Here is a 16,755-nt window from a genome sequence, read left to right as displayed (position 1 = left end):
CTGATAAGACGAAGCGGTTTTAATGCAGCCAATGAACGCCCTCGGCAGGCTGAAAGAACGCGTTATAGCGCATCTGGAAAGCGTTAATCTCCTGCATTTCAGGTTCTGTTTCGCGCAGAAAACCCAGCGCCAGCCTGACCTGAGCGTCGGTAATGGGAGCTGCGAGGCGGGCTTTTTGTAAAATCCGATGCCATTGCAACAGATTCTGTTCGCTGCCATCGACAATGACAATTTGCCAGATGAGCAACACCTGCGCAGCATTTTGCAGGTGCGACTCATCCGGGCGATGCAGATAACGTAAAAATTCGTCACCCGCTGACTTTCCCATCTGATCGACCATCGATTCGATGGGTACGACATCAATATTCAGCCGATCGCTCAGGCGGCGAATCGCCTTTCTGGCTCCGGATGTCAGCACCCGAAAACCAACCACAAACACCACCGCCAGCGTAGCGAGCATTATCCAGATCATGAGTTCTCCTGCGTAACTGACACTCATGATATCTGGAAACACTTATCAGATACTAATCCACCAGGATGATTTTCAGCGCAAACAGCGCCGCTACAACCACCACACACAGGTTCAGATCACGCCAGCGCCCGGTACAGACTTTCATAATGCAGTACGACATAAAGCCCAGCGCGATACCTTCGGTGATCGAGAAAGTAAAGGGCATCATCACCGTAGTAATAAATGCGGGCACCGATTCGGTAAAATCATCCCAGTTAACGCGCGCCAGACTTGAGGTCATTAACACGCCCACGAAGATGAGCGCCCCGGCAGTCGCATAGGGGGGAACCATTGCCACCAGCGGTGAGAAGAACATAACCAACAGGAACATAACGCCGACCACAACCGCAGTCAGCCCCGTGCGGCCACCGACCGCCACACCTGAAGTACTTTCAATATAGGCGGTAACAGACGAGGTGCCGATAAACGCACCCGCCACCGAACTGACGCTATCGACATACAGCGCCTTATTCATATTGGGGAATTTACCGTTACTATCTATTAAGCCAGCTTTATCAGTTACACCAATTAATGTTCCTGATGAATCAAATAGGTTGATCAGCATAAAGGAGAAAATGATACCGGCAAGTTCAAGCGACAACGCACCGCTCAAATCGACTTCACCAATGACACCGCTAATATCGGGTGGAATGGAATAGATGCCGCTAAAATGAACATCACCGAAAAATAATCCACAGCAGGAAGTAACAACAATAGAAACCAACACCGCCGCATGAAAATTACGTGATGACAACACAGTTATAATAAAAAAACCTAAAATACCTAACAACACGCCGTGAGAACTTAAATCGCCAATCATAACCAGCGTATCTTTATTGGCGACAATAACACCGGTATTTTTTAATCCCATCAAGGCAATAAATAACCCGATACCACTGGTGATACCAATACGTAAACTTAACGGAATGTTGGAAATCATCCAGTAACGGATACGAAAAAGCGTGAGCAAAAACAGTCCGATTGCGCCCCAAAATATGGCTCCCATCCCGGTCTGCCAGGAGATCCCCATCGCCCCCACGACCACGAACGCGAAGAAGGCGTTCAGCCCCATCGCCGGTGCCAGCGCCACGGGCAAGTTAGCAAATATCCCCATCGCAATGCTGCCAATACCGGCAATTAAACAAGTGGTGACAAATACCACTTTCGGATCCATTTGTGCCGCACCAAGGATTTGCGGGTTAACAAAAACGATGTACACCATGGTTAAAAAAGTGGTCATCCCCGCAATCAATTCTGTGCGGACGGTGGTTCCATGTTGAGGAAGTTTAAATAATCGCGAAAGCGTCCCTGATTCATTACTCACGTAATCGGTATTGTCATTATTCATTTTTTTGTCCATTGAAGGAATTTTAAATCCTTGCTTTTGTAAAACAAATGACAACACTGGTTCAGTGATAATTATCACATTTCAATTGCACATTAATGGATATTCTTTAATAATCTCGCGACGTTTCTTTATGATAAATAATAATCAATTTGATAAAATCAAAATGAGAAAAACATGAATAATTCTATTAGCCATAAATTTCATTACATTAGTCGGAGCGAATACCAGGAATTGTTAGCCGTTTCCCGTGGCGAAGCCGTTGCCGATTATATTATTGATAATGTCTCTATTCTGGATCTGATCAATGGCGGAGAAATTTCCGGCCCGATTGTGATTAAAGGACGTTACATTGCTGGTGTTGGCGCAGAATACGTCAACGCTCCGGCTTTACACCGAATTGATGCTAACGGCGCAACGGCAGTACCAGGATTTATTGATGCTCACCTGCATATTGAATCCAGCATGATGACGCCGGTCACCTTTGAAACAGCCACCCTGCCACGCGGCCTGACAACTGTTATTTGCGATCCCCATGAAATCGTCAATGTCATGGGCGAAGCCGGATTCGCCTGGTTTGCCCGCTGCGCCGAACAGGCAAAGCAGAATCAGTATTTGCAAGTCAGCTCTTGCGTACCCGCACTGGAAGGCTGCGATGTAAACGGCGCCAGTTTTACTCTCGAACAGATGCTCGCCTGGCGAGATCACCCGCAGGTTACTGGCCTCGCGGAGATGATGGACTACCCTGGCGTAATTAGCGGGCAGGATGCGCTGCTCGATAAACTGGACGCGTTTCGTCATCTGACGCTGGACGGTCACTGCCCCGGTTTAGGCGGTAAAGAACTTAACGCCTATATTGCCGCCGGTATTGAAAACTGCCATGAGAGCTATTTGCTGGAAGAAGGCCGTCGGAAATTACAACTCGGCATGTCGTTGATGATCCGCGAAGGGTCCGCTGCCCGTAACCTTAACGCGCTGGCACCGTTAATCAACGAATTTAACAGCCCGCAATGTATGCTCTGTACCGATGACCGTAACCCGTGGGAAATCGCCCATGAAGGGCATATCGATGCCTTAATTCGCCGCCTGATCGAACAGCACAATGTGCCGCTGCATGTGGCATATCGCGTAGCCAGTTGGTCAACAGCACGCCATTTTGGTCTTAATCATCTCGGTTTACTGGCGCCCGGCAAGCAGGCCGATATCGTCCTGTTAAGTGATGCGCGGAAGGTCACGGTGCAGCAGGTACTGGTGAAAGGCGAACCGATTGACGCGCAAACCTTGCAAGCACAAGAGTCGGCGAGACTGGCGCAATCCGCCCCACCGTATGGCAATACTATTGCTCGCCAGCCGGTTTCCGCCAGCGACTTTGCCCTGCAATTTACGCCCGGAAAACGCTATCGGGTCATTGACGTTATCCATAATGAGCTGATTACGCACTCCCGCTCCAGCGTCTACAGCGAAAATGGTTTTGATCGCAATGATGTGTGCTTTATTGCCGTGCTTGAGCGTTACGGGCAACGACTGGCTCCGGCTTGTGGTTTGCTTGGCGGCTTTGGCCTGAATGAAGGTGCACTGGCTGCGACGGTTAGCCATGACAGCCATAACATTGTGGTGATCGGTCGCAGTGCGGAAGAGATGGCGCTGGCGGTAAATCAGGTGATTCAGGATGGCGGCGGGCTGTGTGTTGTACGTGACGGTCAGGTGCAGAGCCATCTACCGTTGCCCATTGCCGGGCTGATGAGCACCGACACGGCGCAGTCGCTGGCGGAACAAATTGACGCCCTGAAAGTCGCCGCCCGCGAATGTGGTCCGTTACCGGATGAACCGTTTATTCAGATGGCGTTTCTTTCCCTGCCAGTGATCCCCGCGTTGAAACTGACCAGCCAGGGGTTGTTTGATGGCGAGAAGTTTGCCTTCACTACGCTGGAAATTGCAGAATAAAAAAATGCCCGGCGTCATGCCGGGCAAAAGTCACCAGTTACGTTTATGCCACTGTCAACTGCTGAATTTTTTTCTCGCGGCGGATTTTGCGTTCTTCCATTACCGCGACTATCGCCATCAGGCAGATACAGCCAATTGCGGCGATATCCAGCGCGGCGAAGGTTCCAGCCCAGCCGGTGAGGCCGAATACCGGAGTACCATCGGCAATCATCCCCAGACCTAGCTTGGCAAAGCTGTCACCAATCAGGTAGGCGAAGGTGCCTTTAATCCCGTCGGCTGCGCCGATCGCTTTTTTCGGTACAAAGCCAACAGCCGCCACGCCAATCAACAGTTGCGGACCAAATACCAGGAAACCTAATGCAAAGAGAGAAGCCAGGTAGATATATTGATTGCTGGCGTGCTGATACACACCGAGTGTCGCGATAATCAGCGCCAGCGCGATGCAGGCGACCAGGCCACGGCGGCCGTTCGCCAGGTCAGAGAGCCAGCCCCACAGCAGCGTACCGACCAGTGCGCCTGCTTCAAACAGCGTAAAGCCCTGAATCGCCACCGCTTTAGAGAGTTTCAGTTCCTGGAACGCGTACACGGTTGACCACTGGTCGATACCAATACGTACCACGTACAGGAAGATGTTGGCGAAGCACAGCAGCCAGATCACTTTGTTTTTCAGCACATACTCAACAAAGATCTGCCACTTGGTCATATCCGTGGACTCAGTCTCTTTGTCCTCTTCGCTGATCTCTTCACCAAACAGTTCTTCGGCTTTACCGAGGCCATAAGCTTCAGGGGAGTCACTGCCGTAACGCAGGCCGATAAAACCGACAATCAGCGCGATAATCGACGGGAAGATAAACATGCCGATCACATGACCGTCGAACAGGTAATTTGCACCGAACAGCGCCACACCCGCCGCGCCCGCGCCACCGAGGTTGTGGGAAATGTTCCAGAAACCGAGGAACGTCCCGCGCTTACGACGTGGCGTCCATTTGGTGATGGTGGAGTAACTGCATGAGCCGCCGGTACTCTGGAAAAAGCCGCTTAAGGCGTAGAAGGCAATCATCAGGAACAGGCTAACCGAGCCGCTGCCCATGCTGGCGCTGAAGCCCAGCATACAAATGGCGGAGAGAATCAGCATGAACGGCAGGAACTGTTTAGTGTTTTTGCCGTCGGCATAGTAGGAAACCAGCGTTTTACCCACGCCGTAAGTGATGGAGAAGCCCAGGCCAATCATCCCCAGCTGCGTCATGCTCAACCCGTAAGTGGAGATCATGTCGTTCTGCGCAATGTTAAAGTTCTTGCGAATCAGATACATCGTCAGGTAGCCAATAAAGACCACCAGGTAGGATTGCATGAACGGTTTGAACCACATTTTGCGCCGCACTTCGAGCGGAAGATCCAGAGTCGGCTTGCGAACCTGGTTGAGGAAAGCCAGCATGGGTTACTCCTGATTTCCCATCATTCTTCAAGCCGCAGGTGCTTTAGCTGCATGTATTCCTGCGACTTGAATTAATTGGGGAAAGAATTAATGAATGATGGCATTGTAAAAATCAGCGGCCAATCAGGCCTGAGATAGTGTCCAGGCAAAACCTGGAAAATTTCTTAGTTTTGCCGGATATGAGGTAAAAAGGTGAGATGTATCACGCTTCGCGCGGTGCCTGAGCATTCAAAAAGGGCAGTAATAACAAGGCCGAAATCCCGGCGGCAATAGAGATAACCACAAAAAAACCGCTCCAGTGCCAGGTATCGAGCACTTTCGCCAGTGGCCAACCAGCAAGCGACGCTCCCAGGTAAGCAAACAAGCCGACAAACCCCGTCGCCGCCCCTGCCGCTTCTTTGTGGGAACACTCTGCCGCCGCCATACCGATTAACATCTGTGGGCCAAAAACAAAAAAACCAATGATGAAGAAGCAAGTCGCCTGCATCACGTAGCTGGCAAAAGGCATCAGCCACAGCGAGCCGACTGAAAGCAAAATCCCGGCGGCGAAAATCAAATTCATCGGCCCACGATTACCATTAAATAGTTTGTCCGAACCCCAACCGGCAACCAGCGCACCGATAAATCCGCCCAGTTCAAACATCGTCACTGCTGTATTCGCCGTGACCAGATCGACGCCAAGCGTCTCGGACATGTACAAGTTGCCCCAGTCGTTGATCGCTGCGCGAACCACGTAGACCAGCACGTAGCAGAACGAAAGCAACCAGATATACGGATTCAGCAACACATATTTGGTGAGGATCTCTTTACGCGTCAGCCCTGCTCCTTCCTGCTGCTGGGCAACCTCCAGCGCGTCGTGCCGCCATTCGCCGACCGCCGGTAAACCTAATGCCTGCGGGCGATCGCGCAGTCGCCAGCAGAGAAAAATCCCCACAACTATCGCCATACAGCCGGCAACCATCATCCCGATACGCCAGCTATAATGCAGCGCGACTGCTGCCATCACAATGGGGATCAACGCGCCGCCAACGTTATGCGCCGTGTTCCATAACGCCCACCAACCGCCGCGCTCGGTACGTGAATACCAGGCGGTTAACAGCCGCGCACAAACCGGCGAACCCCAGCCCTGGAAAAAAGCGTTCAACACCCAGAGCACGGCAAACGCCCATAGCGAAGTGGAAAATCCAAACAGAATGTTGATGATGCCAGTCGCAATAAGCCCCATCCCCATAAAATAACGCGCATTTGAGCGGTCGCTGACAATGCCGGAAACAAACTTCGACAAACCGTAGGTGATGTAAAACAGGGTTGCTAACAGGCCGATATCGCTACGACTTAGCACGCCGGTGGCGAGGATTTCCGGCATCGCGGCGTTAAAACTCTTACGCGTGAAATAAAACAGCGCATAGCCCAACCAGATTGTCAGCAAAATATGCCGACGCCAGTAGCGATAGCGGGCATCAATTTCACGTTTATCGCTTATCAGCGGCGCGTCGGCAGGCGCTTTCAGGAACTGCAACATCATCAAGCCTTACACATAACGTTGGGGTAGAGAGACACTGACGCGCGTGCCGTGCAGACAGGATATGGTCAAGGTGCCGCCCAACGCCGTTACGCGCTCGCGCATTCCGGTGAGACCAAAACCGTGTTGACCTGAATCTGGCGGCAAACCGCTACCATCGTCGTCAATCACCAGCATCAATCGCTCATCCTGCTGCCAGCCTTGCAGCGTGACCGCACTGGCATCGGCATGTTTCACAATGTTGTTCAGCCCTTCCTGGCAGACTCGAAACAGCGTCACACGCTGGTTTTCACTTAATGCTGATTCATCTATCCGCCATTCGAGATGACTGACAATGCCGCGACCTTCCAGCTCCATTTCTCGCATCAGTGAACGGATAGCCTGCTCCAGGGTGAGATCATCCAACTGGCGCGGACGTAACCGCCCTAACAAGCGGCGCACCGCGTCGTAAACTCCCAGCGACAGTTGTTCGATTAACTGCCCGCTCTGCTTCACGCTGGCGTTATCTGCCGCCAGCCGCTGAACAATGCCCGCCTGAGTACGAATGGCAGTGATGGTCTGACCGATATCGTCGTGCAGTTCACGCGCCACATCGCGGCGCACGCTCTCTTCGGTTTCCAGCAAACGTTCGGCAAGATGCTGATTGCGTGCCAGCTCCTTTTGTAGCGACTGGTTAAGCTCACGCAGTCGCTGAATACCTGCGCCAAGTAACAGCCCCGTCAAACTTTGCACCAGAAGCGAGAGCAATAAATCTACCGGATGATCGCGCCATGTCTGGCTGGCAATCAGCGCAATGGCATTCATCAACGTCGCAATCAGCGCCCCTTGCCAACCATAGTGCCAGGCCAGAGCGATAATCGGCAGCGCCAGGCAGAATGGCGTAAAACGCGACAGTTCGTTCGGCAACCCCAGTTGCAGCCAGAGGCTGATAACAAACAGCAGCAAGTACCAAATCAGATGCCGCCCGCGCCAGTTTATCGGCTGAGAAACCAGCGACGGCCCCAGCGGCAGCCAGGTGTTATTCGCCAGGTAGTGCCAGAACACAAGGCAAACAGGAGCCAGCGTCAGACCACCAGTTAAGGTTAATAACAGCGCGTTCCACGATTCGTTACCATACCCGTGCCAAAGCCAGGGCAGCGACTGTAACAACGCTGCCGCCGTCAACGCAGCCCCCTGTAACAACAATGTGCGCCAGTCGCGCTGATGGCGAAAGCGGGAAATCAACGCCACGGGCAGTAACGTCAATAAACTACCGATCATCAATAACGGAAAATGCGTTAACCCGACAGCCTGCGTCAGCCAGTAAATCAGCAGCCATTCCGCGCCCAGCAACACGGGCCAGTATCCGCGCGGGCATTGCAACATCAGCCCCAGTCGCAGACCAAACGGAAACAGCAATACCGCCAGATCCGGTCGTTCAACCAGATGCAGGCTAATACTCCACAGGCAAAACCATGCAGCAGAGAAGATAAAAAAGCAGGAAATTACAGTATTTAAGCGGGAGAAAAATGTCTTCATCACCAGCCATCAAACATGCGGCGAGCCAGTTCAACATCGTTACTGACGCCCAGTTTGTCCATCAGATTAGCGCGATGTACGTGCACAGTTTTCGGCGACAAGCCCAGTTCAGCGGCAATCTCTTTCACCGCCATCCCTTGCGCCAGCTTTTCCGCCACCTGACGTTCGCGTTTGGTCAGCGGATCCTGGCGACCGGATGCCAGTTTAATGGCGATATCTGGCGTCAGATAACAGCCGCCCGTGGCAACGGTATGCACCGCAGCGATCAGTTCGTCCGGGCTACAGCGTTTGGAGAGAAAGCCGCGTGCGCCCGCATTGAGCGCCTGTTCAACCAGCGCCGGACTGTCATGAACGGAGAGCATAATCGTCGCCATACCTTTTGGAAGCTGGCTTAATAACTCCAGTCCGGAAATATCCGGCATGGAAATGTCGCAAATACACACCTGCACACCGCGCCCTGGCAACCCGGTCAGCGCCTCGCGCCCCGAACCAAACTCGGCAACTACCTGCAAATCAGGTTCCAGCCCCAGCAACTGCGCAAAGCCGGAGCGGACGATAAGGTGATCGTCTATAAGGGCAACGGTTATCATGGTCTTGTCCTGGCGGGTAAAAAAAACGCGCTTACCTTAACGATAAGCGCGCCGCTGTTCAAGCCTTGAGCGGTTACTGAAAGAACACAGCAATCTTGTTAAACATGGTCGGGTCGGACTGATTACGCTGCACTTTTACCACATCTTCCAGTTTGTCGATCTGGCTTATCATCTGCTCCAGCCGCTGATCATCATTCACCAGTAGCCAGATATGGCTTTTGTCGCTGTCCTGAACAGGCAGACAGAGAATGCCTTCAACGTTAAAGGCGCGGCGGGCAAAAAGCCCACAAACATGCGTCATTACACCAGGATGGTTGCGAACGGTGAGTTCCAGAATCACGTTGTCATGAGTTGTATTTTGCATGGTTCATTCCCCCACCATTTCAGTATTCGCCGCACCTGGCGGCACCATCGGGTAAACTTTTTCTTCCGCATCAATCCGTACATGAATCAGTGCCGGACCAGGACGATTAATAATTTCTTGCAACGCGGCCTGCGGATCGGCTTCATTATTCAAATCACACGTTTCGAGGCCGAATCCGGCGGCAATCTGCATAAAATTGATTTTGCCCGGATAGGTAGCGGCAAAAACACCCTGCTTGTAGAACAGACTTTGTTGCTGATGCACCAGCCCCAGAGCTTCGTTGTTCATCAGAATGATTTTGACATCAAGCTGGTTTTCGCTGGCGGTGGCCATCTCCTGAATATTCATCATCAGACTGCCGTCACCGGAAAAACACAACACTTTGCGATCAGGGTTCGCCAGCGCCGCGCCAATCGCCGCAGGCAGACCAAAGCCCATCGTTCCCAGCCCGCCAGAGGTCAGCCACTGACGTGGACGATTGAGCGGATAAGCCTGCGCCGTCCACATCTGATGTTGACCAACATCGGTGGTAATAATCGCGTTGTCATCCACGCAGGCGGCAACGGCATTAATCAGGCCGTAATGTGTTAAGGGATCGCACGCTTTTGGAATTGGACACGGGTATTCGCGCTGTAAATCAGCCACCAGTTGATGCCACTCTTCTCGCGGCTGGGCTTCCACCTGCGGGATCAGTTGCGCCAGCACGTCATCGACATCCGCCTGAATCGCTACATGCGGTTGCTTCACTTTACCCAGCTCTGCGCGGTCGATATCCACATGGATGATTTTGGCGTTCGGACAGAACTCCTCGGTTTTGCCAATCGCCCGGTCATCAAAACGTGCTCCGAGAACAATCAGCAGATCCGCCTCCTGCAAGATATAGTTGGTGCTGCGCACGCCGTGCATCCCCAGCATACCCAGCGACAGTGGATGCGCTTTTGGCAACATGCCCAGCGCCATTAAGGTCATAGTGGTGGGCAATTGCGCTTTCTCTGCCAGTTCACGCACCCGCTCAGGTGCGTTGATCACACCGCCGCCCAGATAAAGTATCGGACGTTTGGCAGCGTTAATCATCGCTGCCGCATCACAAATACTCTCTTCGCTAAAGGCGGGTGCGGCGGCTTTTTCTGCCATAGCCGGCTGTTCTTCAATCTCAAAAACCGCTGTTTGCACATCCTTAGGAATGTCTATCCACACCGGGCCAGGACGGCCTGATTGCGCAATGCGGAAGGCATCGCTCATGACCTGCGGGAGTTCTTCGATATGCCTGACCAGATAGTTATGTTTGGTGATGGGGATAGAGATGCCGTAGGTATCGACTTCCTGAAAGGCGTCGGTGCCAATCATCGAGGCCGGAACCTGACCGGTGATGCAAATCAGCGGGATGGAGTCCAGCCGCGCATCGGCAATGGCGGTCACCAGGTTAGTCGCCCCCGGCCCACTACAGGCCATGCAAACCGCTGGTTTGCCGTCGGTACGCGCCATCCCCTGGGCGATAAATCCCGCGCCCTGTTCGTGACGAGCCAGAATATGGCGGATTTGCGTGCTTTGGCTTAAGGCGTCATAGACAGGGAGAATCGAGCCGCCCGGTATCCCCGTCACAATCTTAATGCCCTGCTGTTCCAGAAAATGAACGATAAATTCTGCGCCGGTAAAACGCTTGCGTGTCGATGTTATGCCCGAACTTGCCATGCTCCAGTCCTTTTCTTTTGAGCCGACTTTCCGGGGGTGCTTAAACGAAAAACCCCGCCCGGTTTGCGCCGGCGGGGTTTTGGAATCGTGTGTTGTTCCAGTCCCTACGGCGCATTGCCGACGACCACCACCACACGCACGACGACCACTGCGGCGGATGGCGCAGTTGGTAGTAGTTTTGCGTTGAGCATGGAAATAGTCATTGGGGACCTTGTTGGTTTTGTGTTTAACAATATTTATACAAGCACAGGTTTACAGGGGAGACAATGGAAAATTTTTCATCAAGGGAAAATTGAGGGATTGATCACGTTTTGTACTGAAATCGCGGGTAACAAAAAACCCCGCCGGAGCGAGGTTTCGTCAGCCGCTCGCGGCTGGTAACCGCAAAGCACACTGTATTATGTCAACACTGAAAGTATACGTGTTCCACGTAGAACACGCAATTTCGGCACGAATTTTGACTTATTTAGCGCATAGTTGAGTATCGATCACAGTTTGCGTTTTGTCTAAAAATTACTGTTTATTTATACAGTGCAATTCTATAATATCACTGTACGCAATGTGTTATGCGGGGCCGCATCGTTACCCGGCGCACTAAGTCCTGGCTGAAACGGGTGGTGCCGTCAGCGCCTTAACCCCGCGTGAGCACACTGTGTTATGTCAACAGCACAACGTTTCTCCTTGAGATACCGCGTGCACAACAGCCGACCACAGGCAGCGGAAAGGTACGTCGGCTGGTAGTGCTCCTGAACCACAGGAGACGCGTATGAGCCTGGTGGATATCGCCATTCTTATCCTCAAACTCATTGTTGCAGCACTGCAACTGCTTGATGCTGTTCTGAAATATCTTAAGTAATTCAGATTCAAGCCGCACTAAAGGGGAGCGGGAAACCGCTCCCCTTTCATATTCTGCTTGCAAATGAGTGGCGGATGCGATGCTGGCGGATGTGGCGTTAAGGTTTTATCCCTATTCCGGCAACATTTATTGCCGCTTTTGTTTATATATTCTGCCGTTTTTCTTATTACTATTCCTCATATATATCTGGCTAACATTTATCAATGTGATAGATTTCTCTCCCGCATTTATTCGAATGCGTAGTAACTTATTCTAAATATATTTTTATAAGCGTCTGTGATAATGAAAAGGCATAGAAACGTCAATTTATTATTGATGTTGGTATTACTCGTGGCCGTCGGTCAGATGGCGCAAACTATTTATATTCCTGCTATTGCCGATATGGCGCGCGATCTCAACGTCCGTGAAGGGGCGGTGCAGAGCGTAATGGGCGCTTATCTGCTGACCTACGGTGTCTCACAACTATTTTATGGCCCAATTTCCGACAGGGTTGGTCGTCGGCCGGTGATCCTCGTCGGAATGTCCATTTTTATGTTAGCGACGCTGGTTGCGGTCACCACCTCCAGCCTGACGGTATTGATTACTGCCAGCGCAATGCAGGGGATGGGAACCGGTGTCGGTGGTGTAATGGCACGTACATTGCCGCGTGATTTGTATGAACGGACACAGCTACGCCACGCTAATAGCATGTTAAATATGGGTATTCTGGTCAGCCCTTTGCTCGCACCATTAATTGGCGGCCTACTGGATACCATGTGGAACTGGCGGGCCTGCTACCTGTTTTTACTGGTGCTTTGTGCTGGCGTGACCTTCAGTATGGCGCGCTGGATGCCAGAAACGCGCCCTGTCGATGCGCCGCGTACGCGTCTGCTCACCAGCTACAAAACGCTCTTTGGAAATGGCGGTTTTAACTGCTATTTACTGATGCTGATTGGCGGTCTGGCAGGGATCGCCGCCTTCGAAGCCTGTTCTGGTGTGCTGATGGGCGCAGTATTAGGACTGAGCAGTATGACGGTCAGTATTTTGTTTATTCTGCCAATTCCGGCGGCATTTTTCGGTGCATGGTTTGCCGGACGCCCGAATAAACGGTTCGCTTCGTTGATGTGGCAGTCCGTTATCTGTTGCCTGCTGGCAGGACTGATGATGTGGCTCCCCAGTTGGTTTGGCGTGATGAATGTCTGGACGCTGCTCGTTCCCGCAGCACTGTTCTTTTTCGGTGCCGGGATGCTATTTCCGCTGGCAACCAGCGGCGCGATGGAGCCTTTCCCCTTCCTGGCGGGCACGGCTGGCGCACTGGTCGGTGGTCTGCAAAACATTGGTTCCGGCGTGCTGGCGTCGCTCTCCGCGATGTTGCCGCAAACCGGTCAGGGCAGCCTGGGGTTATTGATGACCTTAATGGGATTGTTGATCGTGCTGTGTTGGCTGCCGCTGGCGACGCGGATGTCGCAGCAGGGACAGCCCGTTTAACTCACCTCACCACAGCATCGTCATCAACTCCACTGGAGAACGATGCTGCTTTATCAAGTCGCGCATTACCCGCATGTGCGGCGCGGAGTGGGAATAAAAAGCCTGATAGCCAGCACAAAGTACCTTGCCCGACTGACCATCCCTGGCATGAGGGCACAGGAGATACCAGTCACACTCCTGACAGCCCCGCCGTGGTTGTTGGCTGTCGTTCCCGCACCATTTTTGCAGCGTGACATCAAAAAGCTCGATTGATATACGACTGATATCTGTCCGCACCCAACACTCGAACAGGGCGATTAAAAATTGTCCCCATAACTCGGTTGTCACCGACGCTGCCGTCAGCTCGCCCCGGTCATCAAATTCTATATGGGGAATGAGTTGCACGGCGCGGATGCCCCTCTGTTTGAAATTCTGATAAAAATCATCTGGTTGTAATGCATCTTTATACTCTACAACCAGTTTATGCCTGTCCTCTTTAGCATCTATAACCTGACTTCCTGTCATGTGATTCTCTCAATTAATACGATAAGTTGGTGTATATGCGTAACAGCAAACAGTATTGCGAGAGATAACACCGCGAGGGAGATCATAAATTTGTCACGGATTACGCAAATTTGGGAAAAATCGCTATTAACCACATCCATTAAATTACGATTTCGTGTATAGCGCCAGAGGATTAGTGCCACAAAGGCGAGGATGCCAATAGAAATCCAGAACAATATGCCTGACTGATGCCAGTTGTGTTTGATGGCCAGCGCCATCAACGCGCCATAGCCCAGCATGGTGCGAAACCATGCCAGCGATGTGCGTTCCGGCTGAAGGCCAGGGTCGGCAATCCGTCTGGCTTTGCGGCTATCCGACATACAATACCAGTCCCATAACGATCACCGCCACGATCATCAATATTAAGCTGATGATTAATAAGCTGTTGGTGTAGGGTAAATCTTCTTTCAGACGCATCGCTTTTTCATTGCGTAACCAGCGCAAGTAACCATACATTGCCAGTCCGCCAGAAAATAAGCATAGCAATAACGCCAGCAGCTCGCGAATGACTGGCGTGGCGAAATCCGGCGCAAGCTGATCCAGCCCCACACCTGCTGCCAGAAACCCTAATGCAGTACGGATCCACGCCAAAAATGTACGCTCATTAGCCAACGAGAAGCGGTAATCGGGTGCTTCACCGAGGCGGGATATTTTCATTATGGCTCCTTTGCAATTTCACAATAGTGATGTTTTATCCGTCTATTTTTAGGAATTTCGGTCGATGTTTTCTTGATATGCTTTGCCATCCGCTACAAGGAGGTCAGATGGATATCTTAGCGCAAAATAAAATCAGTTCACTGGGTATGCTGTTCGGTGCCATCGCTTTAATGATGGGCATTATCCACTTTTCCTTCGGCCCTTTTTCCGCACCGCCGCCAACGCTTGAAAGCATCGTGGCGGACAAAACGGCTGAAATTAAAAGAGGTCTTCTCGCTGGAATAAAAGGTGAAAAAATTACGACAGTGGAGAAAAAAGAGACGCCTGATATCGATAAAATCCTCGATCAAGGCGGCATCGCACTGGCCATTGCCGCGCTACTTTGCGCATTTGTTGGCGGTATGCGTAAGGAAAATCGCTGGGGCATTCGCGGCGCTCTGGTTTTTGGCGGCGGGACGCTGGCTTTCCATACCTTGCTTTTTGGTATCGGCATCATCTGCGGTCTTCTGCTGATATTCCTGATCTTTTCCTTCCTGACCGGCGGTTCACTGGTTTAAGCGGCTCGGTGGTGTTCTGAAATGCCGGGTGGTGTGCCGTTTACGGCAACTCCACCCGCAAAAGAATTAACCGATACTCCAGAAAAGCACCGCAAGTAACTGTGGTGTGATAATGCGCAGGAACATGACTAACGGATACACCGTGGCGTAAGAGAGTGCCGCCGCACCGCTGGTAGGATGAAGATTATTGGCAAACGCCAGCGCCGGAGGATCGGTCATGGAGCCAGCCAACATCCCGCACATGGTCAGGTAATTCATTTTGGCTAACATCCGCGCCAGAATGCCGACTGTAATCAGCGGAATTGCAGTGATCAGGGCACCATAACCAATCCAGCTTAGCCCTTCACCATTGACCAGGGTATCGACAAAATCGCCGCCGGATTTCAGACCCACTACCGAGAGGAACAGTACGATCCCCAGCTCCCGCAGCGCCAGGTTGGCGCTTGGTGGCATAAACCAGTAAAGCTTGCCGATACTGCCGATACGCCCAAGGATCAGCGCCATAATCAGCGGCCCCCCCGCCAGCCCCAGCTTCAATGCCGCCGGGAATCCAGGCACAAACACGGGAATGGAGCCTAACAACACGCCAAGACCGATACCAATAAACACCGGTAACATCTGAACCTGTTGCAGTTTTTGCTGCGCATTACCTAATACATTGGCAACGGCATCAATAGCAGAAGGCCGCCCCACCAGGTTGAGGATATCGCCAAATTGCAGGCTAATATCGCCACTGGCGACCAGTTCAACCCCGGCACGGTTCAGGCGCGAGATAACAACGTCATAGCGTTCTTTAAAGTGCAGGTCGCGAATACGTTTACCGAGCACATTTTCATTGGTGACCACCACGCGTTCGACGCGCAAATCGGTGCCTTTCGTTGATAGCGAAGTATCCACCTCCTGACCAATCACCAGTTGTGCATTATGCAAATCCGCAGGCTGTCCCACCAGATGCAGCAAATCGCCAAGTTGAATAACGGTCTCTGGCGAAGGCACTTTTAGGGTTTCTTCTCGTTTCAATCGTGAGCAGATAACTTTATCGCCATTAAGAATCGGCACATCTTTAATGGCTAAATTATGCAAATTAGGGTTCTCAACACGGATGTTAATCGTCCTGATTAGCGCACCGCCGTTGGTTCGCGTGGACTCGTGCTGCTGGGCCTCAGTCTCAACATTGACGCGGAAAATAACCCGCAGCATCCACATGGTGAACAAAATCCCACAAATGCCGAATGGATACGCCATCGCGTAACTCATCCCCATCTGATCGACCATCTCCATCGGTGTGCCGAGATCGCGTAAGATTTGCTGACCTGCCCCCAATGCTGGCGTATTGGTGACCGCGCCAGAGAAAATCCCCAGCACCACAGGCAGTGGAATATCGAAAAGTTTATGCAGGATAGCGGTAACCAGACCGCCGATAATGACTATCAGAACAGCAAACAAGTTGAGGCGTAACCCGGAGACGCGCAATGAGGCAAAGAAGCCCGGCCCCACCTGAATCCCGATGGTATAAACAAACAAGATCAGGCCAAATTCCTGGATAACATGCAGCATATCGCTACTTAATGTCATCCCAGCCTGAGAAACGAAATGGCCGACGATGATCCCACCAAACAGCACGCCGCCAATACCTAATCCTATGCCGCGAAACTTGACGTTGCCGATAAACAAACCGACGACCGCCACCAAAGCCAGAATACTGACCGTTAATGCTATATCACTCATCGTCCATTTCTCTTGAAATAACATTT

The 16,755-nt window shown here is 51.9% G+C and carries 17 protein-coding genes; 4 read left to right on the top strand and 13 right to left on the bottom strand.

Annotated features, from left to right (window positions below):
• Window positions 1-19 precede the first annotated feature (19 nt).
• Window positions 20-472 (bottom strand): DUF1198 domain-containing protein, encoded by a 453-nt coding sequence (locus tag A7589_RS09565; protein ID WP_010354440.1) that lies wholly within the window; start codon window positions 470-472, stop codon window positions 20-22.
• A gap of 52 nt (window positions 473-524) precedes the next feature.
• On the bottom strand, window positions 525-1,859 hold the full coding sequence (gene adeQ, locus A7589_RS09560) for an adenine permease AdeQ (RefSeq protein WP_016159934.1): 1,335 nt from the start codon (window positions 1,857-1,859) through the stop codon (window positions 525-527).
• Between the two features lie 174 nt (window positions 1,860-2,033).
• On the opposite strand from adeQ, the gene adeD reads away from it, so the two are divergent.
• Window positions 2,034-3,800: an adenine deaminase gene (gene adeD / locus A7589_RS09555; protein ID WP_021551665.1), complete on the top strand. Its 1,767-nt coding sequence runs from the start codon at window positions 2,034-2,036 to the stop codon at window positions 3,798-3,800.
• 43 nt (window positions 3,801-3,843) lie between these two features.
• Here adeD and uhpT read toward each other — a convergent pair whose 3' ends face one another.
• The 7 genes from uhpT to ivbL form a co-directional block, all read right to left on the bottom strand.
• Window positions 3,844-5,235, bottom strand: a complete 1,392-nt coding sequence (gene uhpT, locus A7589_RS09550) for a hexose-6-phosphate:phosphate antiporter UhpT (protein WP_000879190.1) — start codon at window positions 5,233-5,235, stop codon at window positions 3,844-3,846.
• Between the two features lie 202 nt (window positions 5,236-5,437).
• The gene (uhpC, locus tag A7589_RS09545; RefSeq protein WP_010354443.1) at window positions 5,438-6,757 is read right to left on the bottom strand and encodes an MFS transporter family glucose-6-phosphate receptor UhpC; all 1,320 of its coding nucleotides are present in this window, start codon (window positions 6,755-6,757) and stop codon (window positions 5,438-5,440) included.
• A gap of 9 nt (window positions 6,758-6,766) precedes the next feature.
• On the bottom strand, window positions 6,767-8,275 hold the full coding sequence (gene uhpB / locus A7589_RS09540) for a signal transduction histidine-protein kinase/phosphatase UhpB (protein ID WP_010350494.1): 1,509 nt from the start codon (window positions 8,273-8,275) through the stop codon (window positions 6,767-6,769).
• The gene (uhpA, locus tag A7589_RS09535; protein WP_000633679.1) at window positions 8,275-8,865 is read right to left on the bottom strand and encodes a response regulator transcription factor UhpA; all 591 of its coding nucleotides are present in this window, start codon (window positions 8,863-8,865) and stop codon (window positions 8,275-8,277) included. Before uhpA ends, uhpB begins: the two co-directional genes overlap by 1 nt.
• 73 nt (window positions 8,866-8,938) lie before the next feature.
• Window positions 8,939-9,229, bottom strand: a complete 291-nt coding sequence (gene ilvN, locus A7589_RS09530) for an acetolactate synthase small subunit (protein WP_001181709.1) — start codon at window positions 9,227-9,229, stop codon at window positions 8,939-8,941.
• A 3-nt stretch (window positions 9,230-9,232) separates the two neighbouring features.
• Window positions 9,233-10,921, bottom strand: a complete 1,689-nt coding sequence (gene ilvB, locus A7589_RS09525; RefSeq protein ID WP_000168415.1) for an acetolactate synthase large subunit — start codon at window positions 10,919-10,921, stop codon at window positions 9,233-9,235.
• Window positions 10,922-11,025: 104 nt separating this feature from the next.
• Complete coding sequence (gene ivbL / locus A7589_RS09520; protein WP_016159932.1) at window positions 11,026-11,124, bottom strand: ilvB operon leader peptide IvbL; 99 nt, start codon at window positions 11,122-11,124, stop codon at window positions 11,026-11,028.
• Window positions 11,125-11,687: 563 nt separating this feature from the next.
• On the opposite strand from ivbL, the gene tisB reads away from it, so the two are divergent.
• Window positions 11,688-11,777, top strand: coding sequence for a type I toxin-antitoxin system toxin TisB (tisB, locus tag A7589_RS09500; protein ID WP_000060506.1), 90 nt, complete (start codon window positions 11,688-11,690; stop codon window positions 11,775-11,777).
• Window positions 11,778-12,059: 282 nt separating this feature from the next.
• A complete protein-coding gene (gene emrD, locus A7589_RS09490; RefSeq protein ID WP_016159931.1) occupies window positions 12,060-13,244 on the top strand; it encodes a multidrug efflux MFS transporter EmrD in 1,185 nt (394 codons plus the stop codon).
• Window positions 13,245-13,250: 6 nt separating this feature from the next.
• On the opposite strand, the gene A7589_RS09485 is transcribed toward emrD, so the two are convergent.
• Genes A7589_RS09485 through A7589_RS09475 form a run of 3 tightly spaced genes read right to left on the bottom strand, consistent with a single transcriptional unit; the run spans window position 13,251 to window position 14,444 of the window.
• Window positions 13,251-13,748, bottom strand: coding sequence for a radical SAM protein (locus A7589_RS09485; RefSeq protein ID WP_000148079.1), 498 nt, complete (start codon window positions 13,746-13,748; stop codon window positions 13,251-13,253).
• Window positions 13,745-14,107: a DUF202 domain-containing protein gene (locus tag A7589_RS09480; protein WP_001285299.1), complete on the bottom strand. Its 363-nt coding sequence runs from the start codon at window positions 14,105-14,107 to the stop codon at window positions 13,745-13,747. Before A7589_RS09480 ends, A7589_RS09485 begins: the two co-directional genes overlap by 4 nt.
• Window positions 14,097-14,444 carry a YidH family protein gene (locus A7589_RS09475; protein WP_000703956.1) on the bottom strand — a complete coding sequence of 116 codons (348 nt, stop codon included), beginning with the start codon at window positions 14,442-14,444 and terminating at the stop codon, window positions 14,097-14,099. Before A7589_RS09475 ends, A7589_RS09480 begins: the two co-directional genes overlap by 11 nt.
• 107 nt (window positions 14,445-14,551) lie before the next feature.
• Here A7589_RS09475 and yidI point away from each other — a divergent pair, with 107 nt between their 5' ends.
• Window positions 14,552-15,001: an inner membrane protein YidI gene (gene yidI / locus A7589_RS09470; RefSeq protein ID WP_000352014.1), complete on the top strand. Its 450-nt coding sequence runs from the start codon at window positions 14,552-14,554 to the stop codon at window positions 14,999-15,001.
• Window positions 15,002-15,067: 66 nt separating this feature from the next.
• Here the strand turns inward: yidI and A7589_RS09465 are convergent, their stop codons facing one another.
• Entirely contained in the window at window positions 15,068-16,729 is a 1,662-nt protein-coding gene (locus tag A7589_RS09465) for a putative transporter (protein ID WP_016159930.1), read from the bottom strand.
• Window positions 16,730-16,755: the final 26 nt, after the last annotated feature.

Source organism: Escherichia sp. MOD1-EC6475, from assembly GCF_003046645.1.
In the GTDB taxonomy this organism is placed as follows: Bacteria; Pseudomonadota; Gammaproteobacteria; order Enterobacterales; family Enterobacteriaceae; genus Escherichia; species Escherichia ruysiae.
This window is presented reverse-complemented; position numbering and strand designations above follow the sequence as displayed.

Bases quoted from the DNA above. Each gene is read 5' to 3' on its own strand.
- A7589_RS09475 (WP_000703956.1), bottom strand. From the start codon at position 14,444: ATGAAAATATCCCGCCTCGGTGAAGCACCCGATTACCGCTTCTCGTTG.
- uhpA (WP_000633679.1), bottom strand. From the start codon at position 8,865: ATGATAACCGTTGCCCTTATAGACGATCACCTTATCGTCCGCTCCGGC.
- tisB (WP_000060506.1), top strand. From the start codon at position 11,688: ATGAGCCTGGTGGATATCGCCATTCTTATCCTCAAACTCATTGTTGCA.
- yidI (WP_000352014.1), top strand. From the start codon at position 14,552: ATGGATATCTTAGCGCAAAATAAAATCAGTTCACTGGGTATGCTGTTC.
- adeD (WP_021551665.1), top strand. From the start codon at position 2,034: ATGAATAATTCTATTAGCCATAAATTTCATTACATTAGTCGGAGCGAA.
- ivbL (WP_016159932.1), bottom strand. From the start codon at position 11,124: ATGACTATTTCCATGCTCAACGCAAAACTACTACCAACTGCGCCATCC.
- uhpB (WP_010350494.1), bottom strand. From the start codon at position 8,275: ATGAAGACATTTTTCTCCCGCTTAAATACTGTAATTTCCTGCTTTTTT.
- ilvN (WP_001181709.1), bottom strand. From the start codon at position 9,229: ATGCAAAATACAACTCATGACAACGTGATTCTGGAACTCACCGTTCGC.
- uhpC (WP_010354443.1), bottom strand. From the start codon at position 6,757: ATGTTGCAGTTCCTGAAAGCGCCTGCCGACGCGCCGCTGATAAGCGAT.
- A7589_RS09465 (WP_016159930.1), bottom strand. From the start codon at position 16,729: ATGAGTGATATAGCATTAACGGTCAGTATTCTGGCTTTGGTGGCGGTC.
- ilvB (WP_000168415.1), bottom strand. From the start codon at position 10,921: ATGGCAAGTTCGGGCATAACATCGACACGCAAGCGTTTTACCGGCGCA.
- A7589_RS09485 (WP_000148079.1), bottom strand. From the start codon at position 13,748: ATGACAGGAAGTCAGGTTATAGATGCTAAAGAGGACAGGCATAAACTG.
- uhpT (WP_000879190.1), bottom strand. From the start codon at position 5,235: ATGCTGGCTTTCCTCAACCAGGTTCGCAAGCCGACTCTGGATCTTCCG.
- A7589_RS09480 (WP_001285299.1), bottom strand. From the start codon at position 14,107: ATGTCGGATAGCCGCAAAGCCAGACGGATTGCCGACCCTGGCCTTCAG.
- emrD (WP_016159931.1), top strand. From the start codon at position 12,060: ATGAAAAGGCATAGAAACGTCAATTTATTATTGATGTTGGTATTACTC.
- adeQ (WP_016159934.1), bottom strand. From the start codon at position 1,859: ATGAATAATGACAATACCGATTACGTGAGTAATGAATCAGGGACGCTT.
- A7589_RS09565 (WP_010354440.1), bottom strand. From the start codon at position 472: ATGATCTGGATAATGCTCGCTACGCTGGCGGTGGTGTTTGTGGTTGGT.